Source organism: Oscillatoria sp. FACHB-1407, assembly GCF_014697545.1.
In the GTDB taxonomy this organism is placed as follows: domain Bacteria; phylum Cyanobacteriota; class Cyanobacteriia; order Elainellales; family Elainellaceae; genus FACHB-1407.
The window spans coordinates 517,677-527,059 of sequence record NZ_JACJSA010000003.1; the positions used below are offsets into that span (position 1 = coordinate 517,677).

At 49.1% G+C, this 9,383-nt stretch carries 8 protein-coding genes and 1 tRNA gene; 8 read left to right on the top strand and 1 reads right to left on the bottom strand.

Going from position 1 to position 9,383, the window contains the following annotated elements; genetic code table 11:
* Positions 1-71: 71 nt before the first annotated feature.
* Positions 72-605 carry a GIY-YIG nuclease family protein gene (locus tag H6G89_RS08220; protein WP_190504814.1) on the bottom strand — a complete coding sequence of 178 codons (534 nt, stop codon included), beginning with the start codon at positions 603-605 and terminating at the stop codon, positions 72-74.
* 127 nt (positions 606-732) lie between these two features.
* On the opposite strand from H6G89_RS08220, the gene H6G89_RS08225 reads away from it, so the two are divergent.
* The 8 genes from H6G89_RS08225 to H6G89_RS08260 all read left to right on the top strand — a co-directional run bounded on the left by H6G89_RS08225 (position 733) and on the right by H6G89_RS08260 (position 9,227).
* Positions 733-1,212 (top strand): flavin reductase family protein, encoded by a 480-nt coding sequence (locus tag H6G89_RS08225; protein ID WP_190504815.1) that lies wholly within the window; start codon positions 733-735, stop codon positions 1,210-1,212.
* A 6-nt stretch (positions 1,213-1,218) separates the two neighbouring features.
* The gene (locus H6G89_RS08230; protein WP_190504816.1) at positions 1,219-1,572 is read left to right on the top strand and encodes a phenylpyruvate tautomerase MIF-related protein; all 354 of its coding nucleotides are present in this window, start codon (positions 1,219-1,221) and stop codon (positions 1,570-1,572) included.
* Positions 1,553-2,236, top strand: a complete 684-nt coding sequence (locus H6G89_RS08235) for an HAD family hydrolase (protein ID WP_190504818.1) — start codon at positions 1,553-1,555, stop codon at positions 2,234-2,236. Before H6G89_RS08230 ends, H6G89_RS08235 begins: the two co-directional genes overlap by 20 nt.
* A 163-nt stretch (positions 2,237-2,399) precedes the next feature.
* Positions 2,400-3,548, top strand: a complete 1,149-nt coding sequence (gshA, locus tag H6G89_RS08240) for a glutamate--cysteine ligase (RefSeq protein ID WP_190504820.1) — start codon at positions 2,400-2,402, stop codon at positions 3,546-3,548.
* A 250-nt stretch (positions 3,549-3,798) separates the two neighbouring features.
* Complete coding sequence (locus tag H6G89_RS08245) at positions 3,799-4,302, top strand: tRNA (cytidine(34)-2'-O)-methyltransferase (protein WP_190504822.1); 504 nt, start codon at positions 3,799-3,801, stop codon at positions 4,300-4,302.
* A gap of 1,143 nt (positions 4,303-5,445) precedes the next feature.
* Positions 5,446-7,731 (top strand): LysM peptidoglycan-binding domain-containing protein, encoded by a 2,286-nt coding sequence (locus H6G89_RS08250; protein WP_190504824.1) that lies wholly within the window; start codon positions 5,446-5,448, stop codon positions 7,729-7,731.
* 199 nt (positions 7,732-7,930) lie between these two features.
* Positions 7,931-8,003, top strand: a tRNA-Met gene (locus tag H6G89_RS08255).
* A gap of 315 nt (positions 8,004-8,318) precedes the next feature.
* Positions 8,319-9,227, top strand: a complete 909-nt coding sequence (locus H6G89_RS08260; RefSeq protein WP_199336578.1) for a site-specific integrase — start codon at positions 8,319-8,321, stop codon at positions 9,225-9,227.
* Positions 9,228-9,383 lie beyond the last annotated feature (156 nt).

Consider the following 9,383-nt stretch of genomic DNA (forward strand, 5'->3'; position numbering starts at 1 on the left):
TTTAATTTAGATAGTGACAGCCTATGATGCCCATAGCGAACTTCAAGGGATTCAACAAACTCTCCGGATTTTTACTTCAGGTCGAGCAAACCGCTTTCCTTCAATTTGGGGTTGAAGCGAATTTGCATTTGCACGCCTCGTTCAGCCAGAGCCGCCAGGACTTGCTCCTCCACTCGACGGGCTACTTGTTTCAGCAGCTTGATTTGGGCAAGCTCGTCGCCTGCTGCGTAGATCTGCTGTTCGTCACGGTTCATGCTTTGTTTAGCATCAATTGGTTGGCTCCACAAGGCTTCCTGTTCTGCATTGCCCACAGGGATAGCACCATTTTCAGCGATCCAGCGATCGCGGATTTCTTCTAGCACCGTGCGACTGGGGCGATCGATGGTGTTGACCTTGACCCAATAACACTGCTGAGGTTGTCGGACTAAGTGTTGCCGCAAACTCAATGCCACATCTCGCGAGTAGCCAATGAACTGCAACGTCTTTTCCTGATTAAAAATGGCGTATACCCCAACTTTGCCCTCCCAACCTGGGGTGAGTTGTCCGCTTTCATCGAGATAAGCGATGTAATCTAAATCGGCAAGTGCAGGAGGAGTAGAAGTCATAGCAATGCGGTCTGTCAGTCTAAGTGTTAAGGAGGTGAGGCACTCTCTCATTATCTTATGGAGCAATCTTATGGAGCAGGGTTTGATCTAAACTGAACGTGTGACGCACGTTAAGAAGGGTAAAGCTTTGCTAGACGAACAAGCGAAAAAGACGATGCTCCGCAAGATCCCTCATGGTCTTTATATCTGCGGAGTTAAGGATGGGGAAGACGTCAACGGGTTTACGGCAAGTTGGGTAATGCAAGCCTCATTTCAGCCACCGTTAGTCGTGAATTGCGTCAACCAAAAATCCATTTCTCACGCCATGATTAAAGCCAGTCAGGTGTTCGCCCTGAGTTTCCTGGAAGATGGACAAAAAGACTTGGCGCAAAAATTCTTTAAGCCCCTGCGTCGCGTTGGCAACAAGTTTGAAGATGTGGAGTTTTATCTGGGCGAGACGGGCTGCCCAATCATTTCGGACTCATTGGGCTTTGTCGAGTGCCGGGTCGTTGGCTCTGTCGAGCAGGGTGATCACACTGTGTACGTAGGCGAAGTGATTGCGTCTGGGATTCACCGAGAAGGCAATCCGCTCTTGTTGGAAAGTACAGGTTGGCAGTACGGGGGCTAGAAGCGAATGCCATTCATTAAAGTGCAATCGTCGATCGCCACACCCGATCGCACCACAGTTGAGGCGTTGCTCAAGCAACTCTCTGCTCACCTGGCAAAACACACGGGTAAGTCAGAGTCCTATGTGATGACCGCCTTTGAACCTGACGTAGCCATGACATTTGGAGGCACGACCGAGCCAACCTGTTACATCGAGATTAAAAGTGTTGGCACCATGAGTGGCACTCAAACGAAAGCCATGAGCCAGGACTTTTCTCAAATTGTCACCGCCACACTGGGTGTGCCTGCCAATCGAACCTATATTGAGTTTGCCGATGCAAAAGGCATGATGTGGGGTTGGAATGGTTCAACCTTTGGTTAATCTAAAAGCCTTACTGTTTGATCTGGATGGGACGATCGCCGATACCGATCCCATCCATTTCCAGACCTGGAAAGCCGTTTTGCAGGAATATGGGGTCGAAATCGATCGCCCCTTTTACCAAGCTAAGTTTAGTGGACGGTTGAATCCGGCGATCGTCAAGGATGTGTTGCCCCAGTTGTCTGCTGAAGAGGGGCAAGCCGTGAGCGATCGCAAGGAGGCAGACTTTCGCCAGCGAGCCACCCAGCTTTTAACCCCAATGCCGGGTTTGATGGAGGTGTTGACCTGGATGGAACATCAGCAATTTTTGCGGGCGATCGTCACCAATGCCCCGGTGGAAAATGCCCAATTCATGCTGCAAACCTTGAAATTAGAGGCGATCTTTCCGCTCGTGGTGTTGGGGCAAGAGTTGCCCAGAGGAAAACCAGACCCCATGCCCTATCAGGTTGCGCTGGAGCGGTTAGGGGTGACGGCAGAGGAGGCGATCGCCTTTGAAGATTCGCCTTCTGGGATTCGCTCGGCGGTTGCAGCGGGCATTCCAACGGTTGGCGTTGCCTCCACTCATGCCCCTGAAGAACTTGAAGCCCTGGGAACTGTTTTAGTCGTTGCTGATTTTACTGATCCACGTTTACTCGATCATCTCCAGATTTCGGCAAGATCTATGTAAGGGACAAGGGAGTGGGGAGTAAGGAGTAGGGAGTGAAGCCGTTCATCCTTCAGCCTTTATCCTTCATCCTGCCAAAAACTGCCCTTCTCAGACTTCATTTAACACGCCAGTCAACTTTTCTCAGATACTAGAAGAGGTTGTATTTGCCTTGGGGAAAATTGGGATGCTGTCAAAAGGCTTTGAAGTAGAGATGTATACTGGCACGCCCCAAGGCGATATTGTCGGTTTTTCAGATCGGATTGTGGCGGATTTGCATGGGTTTGCCCGAGAACCTGATAGCCGCAATGTGGAATATACAACTCCTCCCCTGTGCCGCTATGAACGGTTGCTGTGCGATCTGGTGCGCCCCCGCCAGCAATTGCGAACCTATTTGCAAAAACTGGGTGATTACACCCTCATTCCGGGGAGCACCCTGGCGTTGGGTGGAGGCGATCGCTTCTATCGCTCTGACCCGGCTAATCCTTACCACACCTATATTGAGCAGACCTACGGGACGACTGTCGTCACTGCCAGCATTCACATCAACATTGGCATCAGTGACCCTGATGTATTGATGCGTGCCTGTCGTCTCGTGCGGGTGGAAGCACCGCTCTATCTAGCTCTGAGTGCCTCATCTCCGTTTCTCAATGGGGAAATCACTGGAAGTCACTCCACTCGCTGGAGTGTGTTCCCAAAAACTCCGGCGGAGGTGCCGCTGTTTGAAAGCCACGCACATTATATAGAGTGGACTGAAGCCCAGTTGGCATTGGGCACGATGCAAAACGTGCGCCATCTATGGTCATCGGTACGCCCCAACGGCGATCGCCGCCCTTACAATTTGAACCGTCTAGAACTGCGAATCTGTGATCTGGTTTCGGATCCAGTGTCACTCCTGGCGATCGCTGCCCTGTTAGAAGCCCGTATCCTGCAACTGATGGAAAACCCACTGCTCGACCCGCTAGTGAATAGCCAGTTGCCGTTATCAACTCGGGCAAGCGATCTGGTTACTCTGACGGATGCGAATGAGTTAGCTGCGGCGCATCACAGTCTGGATGCTGAACTGAAACACTGGAAAGATGGTCAGCCGATTCAAGCACGAGATTGGGTGGATCAGCTCTATCACGAGGTGTGGGCGATCGCCAAAAAACACGGATTTAGTTGTTTCTTGTTGCCGCTCCGGAAAATTTTGCGAGAAGGCAATGAGGCGCAGAAATGGCTCAAGCTGTGTGAGCAAGGGTTAGACCCCCAGGCTGTTTTAATGCAAGCAATCCAAACGGCTGCAAACGATGAAGCGGCTCTTGCCAGAGAGTTATGTCAGCCATTAGTAGCTTGATGGAGTCAAAGGTATATGAATTTCCTATGGGAACTGACAAAACCATAGGGAAGTACTATGTCAACTGGTCGCATTCCTTACCACTCAAGGGTTTGATGCTGTTGTTCATTCTGAACGGTCTGCTTTAAACAGTAATCAAATCCCAAAATTTCTTGATATGAGAATAATTGATAAAGAAAAACTATAAGAGCGAGGTCTTATATCCGCTCATTTCTAAATCACTCATCTTAATTTCTTATCGTTCAACGTCATGCCGCACGTGGTTCTTGTTAATCCAGAAATTCCACCCAACACGGGCAATATCGCCCGAACCTGCGCTGCAACTGAGACAGAGCTGCATTTGGTGGGTCCATTGGGCTTCGAAATTAGCGATCGCTATTTAAAAAGAGCAGGTCTTGACTACTGGGAATACGTCAAGCTCCACTACCACCCCTCATTTGAGGCTTTTCAGGAGTTTTACCAGACTCAGGAAGGACGGTGGATTGGGTTCAGCACTTCAGGAACTTGTAGTTATATACAATTTCAGTTTCAACCTACGGATTGGTTACTGTTTGGTTGTGAAACAAAGGGCTTACCCCCATCGGTGCTCAGTCATTGTCATCACACGCTTTACATTCCGATGACGCAAACAGGAGTTCGTAGTCTCAATTTGTCGGTCAGTGTTGCCGTTGGTTTGTTTGAGGCGTATCGTCAGCTTGGCAATTTGGCGAACGTCCCATCTCGCTCTGCCCCGTTAAACGCAGATTGCTCATAAGCTTGTGGCTTTTGAAGTGCTGAGAGCATCAGTTGCCTTAGATACGCACTGAGTTCAGCGCAATATTCATCTGTTATCCAAGTTAAAGGCATTGAAAATTGCACTTATAGCTACTGTCTCGACAGTTGCTATAAATTGGGCGATCGCGTCGGTACTTTCTGCTCAGTCCTCAGCATTTTGCTACCGCTGCGGTTTCAACCCACAATCTTGATTCCATCAGGTTAAAGAAGGATAGATAGCAACTGTCGAGACAGTTGAGAAAAGGAGACTGGCGATGACAGGGTTTCCACTCCTGCACCCGTCCTAACCAACCTTTCGGTTGCTATATATGCATTCATAGATATGCAGTCATCTGCTGATGAATAGCTGTTCATAACCACCCGAAAAATCCTTGCAGCCAACCAAATCCTTCAATTTATTTTTGATAGAGCGAATGATCGCACGGGAAATAGATGTGAGATTCAGTGCTATGGGCTACCAAAATGCATTGGTTGCTATAAGAAATTTCTATAAAAATGCTGCCTGTAAGAAGCGGCTCCAAAAATATTGTGAGACTGATTTTGCCGCTTCCTGGGCTTGTTTTCAGATGATTAAAGTTTTCCTAGCTAACACGAAGGTATGTGTTAAATTTGACGGGTTTGAGTTTTAATCTTCGTCGCTGTGTGTTAGCGATGCAGGAGTTAGAACAACTGGCTAAAGCCAAATTTCGGTTAGATCCCAGTTAGTTCAGCGGATATGTAGCAAAGGTTCCGGAGCTTTGGTCAATGCTATGAATGATTAGAAAAAGTCGAGTGATTTAATTTTCTTACTGAAGCGAATTGAGTTTAGTAAGTTTTACTCGATCACATCGGATGGCGACTGGGGTAAACTAAGCCCGTGATGATCATTCAATTCCATGGGTGCATTGTTGTTGAGTAACATAGCGGCAACTTTTTCAAACGATTAGTTTTCCCTAAAGTTACAGTATTGAATTTTTTTTTGACTGGTGTAAGCTTGTTTAAGTCAAAGAAGCAGGGTAATCTTACCTAGTCATACGACACTGTCGGTGATCTTAGTCTCATTACCTTGTGATTTGTGTCATTGACTGGTGATAGATTGAGTGACTCAAGGACAGTTAAACGCTGCTCATTAGGAGGTCGTTCTTTGAAACGAGCATTTCCGCAGAAGGTTAAGCCTGTTTCCTGTGATCCGTTCTCGGTTGAGATTACGGCAGGACAGTCTAAGCAAAACCCCACAGGAGTAAATCGTAAGGCTCGCACCTCTGCCGCCATGATTGGTTTGGCACTATCCATGGGTGCATCCAGCTTATTGTTGCCACGTCAAGATGATGGGGCAGCCGCCGCCGAGCCTGTTGCCGAGTCAACTGTCGCTGTGACCCCTCTGGCTCAGCAAGTTGCTACTCTCCCCGGCGCGGTCCAGGCTGATTCCGCCAATACGATTCCTGTTTCGTCGAGTACTGATGTTGAGCATGTTGTTCAAGAAGGTCAAACCCTCTGGCAACTTGCCCGACTCTATCGAGTCAGTGTTCAGACGATTACGGCTGCTAACGGTCTTACTTCTAGTTCTACAATTCGTGTTGGACAGGTTCTCACCATTCCAACCTCGGCTCAGGTTTCATCCCCAGATTTAGCTCAAAGCTGGTCTGCCAACTCTGAAGCTGAAGCTAAAACAGAGCGAGATCAGGCATTGAGCCGCCTACGGCAAGAACGCGATAAGTTGAGAAATAGTCTGGCGGAGTTGAGGAGTGAGGAATCAGGACAGCTAAGCGCAAATCCTCCTAAGGCGGGGCAGCAGTCAGCGGCTAGTCCATCAAGTGAGTCTGTTTTATCCCAACGCCCGATCGCTGAGATTCAATCTCAAAGCTCGGTTGTGGATGGGTCTAATGCCTCTAACGTGGTAGTGCATCAGGTCAAGCCTGGTGAAACATTGGGGGCGATCGCCCTGTCTTATGGGTTGCCTCAGCAGGTGTTAGCGTCTGCTAACCGCATCAGTGATCCTGACTGGCTGAGAGCTAATCAATCTCTCATCATCCCACAAGCGTCTTCGACTTCGGTTACGCAGCCTTTAGTGACAGTGCCGACAGGTCAAGTCGATACAATGCCGTCTGCCGCAGAACAGTCTGGGCAAGCAGAAAGTGCTGCTGACTCTGTTGTTTATCGGGTCAATCCGGGTGACACCTTGGGAGAAATTGCCAATGTCTACAACATTGCTCAAGTCTCCTTGATGGATGCTAACGGTTTGCAAAACCCTGATTTAATTGTGGCGGGTCAGGTACTGCGGATTCCGATGCCTGCTGTTGAGCAAGTTAAAGCTCCAGAGACGCCATCGGTTGAGTCGTCCGTAGAAGTGGTTGAGCCTGCTACTTCTGAGGAAGAGCTAGTCGCGGCAGTTGCTACTCCTGCTGTGTCGGCTTCTGATCTGGCACCAACGATCGTGACTGAACCGACGGTAGTCACTGAAGCGGATGCAAACACTTTTAGTGATGATATCTCGGAGCCTGTTATTCCTGAGCCAGTTGTGGCTGGTGAAGATAACGTTCCCGCTGATGAGGCAGATCAAGTAGCTGTTGCACCTCTGAGTGTCTCTCCGAGTGCTGTTGTTGAATCTGAGGTATCTCAGCCCGTCAACTTTACAGAGAACTTGATGGCAGAGATTTTGGATTTGCGCGATCGCTATCGTGCTCATGAGGTTGATGCTCCAACTCAGGCTGAGTCGGTTGCCGCTCAAGAGCCAGTAGTAGTTGCAGCAGCTTCAGACCTGCTTTCAGTTCCTTCAACCAACATCACAGATGTGGTAGTGGCTGAGCCAGAATTTAGCTCATCCCAGTCTCGCGAAGCCGTTGATGCACAAAATCCTGAAGTGCGTCCAGTGGTAGCACCGGAACGCTCTCAAGCTGAATCAGAGCCTGCTCAATCGCAGTTAGTGGCTGTTGCTCCATTGGGATCTGAAAACTATGCTCCCCTGGTGCAACCTATCGCTGGGCAAATGGTTTCCCCCGATCTGCCACCTCTACCGGATGCAGAGGCTTACCTGCCAAATGGTGCCCCTCGCTTTGATGGCTTTATCTGGCCTGCACAGGGCAGATTGACCTCTGGCTATGGCTGGCGTTGGGGCAGAATGCACCGGGGCATTGATATTGGTGCGCCTGTTGGCACCCCTGTCTATGCGGTTGCTGATGGTGTGGTTGAGTTTTCTGGTTGGAACTCTGGTGGCTACGGCAACATGGTAGAAATTCGCCATGCGGATGGTACGATGACGCGCTATGCTCACCACAGTCGTAACCTGGTACGTGCTGGGCAACGGGTGGAGCAAGGGCAACACATTGCGGCTGTCGGTAGTACGGGCTATAGCACAGGTCCTCACCTGCACTTTGAAATTCACCTGCCCAACCAAGGCACTGTCAACCCGATCGCTTATTTGCCTCGTTAGTCAGTCAGTGATGTGTGATTGATCAATAACTGGTGTGAGGGGAGTGAATTAGCTCCCCTTTGTGCATTTGTCTCAAAATTGCTTCAAAACTTTTTGTAGAGATAGCGATCGCCCCTCTGAATGTGCTAACTTGATAAAGTTGAAAATTCAGTTACATACTGATTCTTAACACGTTACTATGTAACGTCTGTGTATATTTGGCTCAGTAGCTCAGTGGTTAGAGCAGGGGACTCATAAGCCCAAGGTCGCAGGTTCAAATCCCGCCTGAGCCATCTTTTTACTCAAAACTGAATCCTCACATCCTGGAGTTTGCAAGGGATGTGGGGATTCTGACTTTTGTAAACCATCTCTGAAACTCCCCAATCATCCCTAATATCCCCTCTAGTTTTAGGCAAGATTTAGGCAAATGATTGATGGAAGACTGGCACAGGCAAATGGAAGGCTGAAAGCTGCAAACGTTGGTGTAAGCATTCAGGTTTGGGAATCGGCTCTACCTCCGTGCAACCTTCCCACCCCGACCTGATAGCCATAAGTCTGCTCCGTATCAACAACGCCTGCCGCTGGGTTATCATGCCAATCCTGCTGGTTTGAAGCTGGCAGAGCAGGAGGCTCGCAAAGTAGGGGCACTACTGGACTGTAAAGAGTTTGATTGGACTCCTTATCTCAGGCATGAGATTCAGCCCTCTGTCATGGTGTCAGATTGGATTGAACGATTTGAGCGTGATTATTTTACGAGACGCGATCGCAATCCTCAATCAGAAACAACCTGGAAGGATGACTATGTGAAAGTTTTTAAGCGGTTGCCTCAAGACCAGGTGCTCACAGTGGAAATGTTGACAGAGGCGATCGCCTCTACTGCTCCTGACACTCGTAACCGCAAACGATTTGTTTTTGTTTGTAGTAAATTAGCGGAGTTTGCTGGGTTACAGGTCAACTTTGCTAATTTGCGTGGAAAGTACAGCCCCAAACAGGTACAGCCACGAGATTTGCCATCAGATGAGTTAATAACGACTTGGCGCGATCGCATCCCTAACCCACTGTGGAAGCGAGCATACGGGCTGATAGCCACTTATGGGCTTAGACCCCATGAGGTCTTTAAGTCGTCGTTTGAGCGGTTTCCAGTGCTCGCTGTGCATGATGACACAAAGACCGGATATCGACTGGTGTATCCCTTCTATCCGGAGTGGGCTGAGATTTGGGATTTAATGGGAGAGTTACCACAGGTTACGGGAAAAAACAATTCAGCGATAGGAAATCGGGTCACTCATGCATTTGCTCGCTATCGCGTTCCTTTTGTCCCCTACGACTTACGCCACTGCTGGGCAGTTCGGACGATTCGGTTTGGACTCCCTGACACTCTCTCAGCACGGCAAATGGGGCATAGTGTGACGGTTCACACTGAGATTTATCACGCTTGGATTACTGCGGATGAGCAAGAGCGGATGTATCAAATCTTGATGAGTCGAAGCGATCGCCCTTCTCCTCCAACGACGTAACTCTTGAGCAGTTTCTTTCTGTGACGTGAATGCTCATTTGAGCAATGAGTTTATGCTAGTGGTCTGCCAAATCAACTTTGCCGGGTTCAATCGTAGGATATAGTCGCCCTAATTTAACTCGCGCATCAGTCGTTGCGAAACGCCAATTCACCGTTG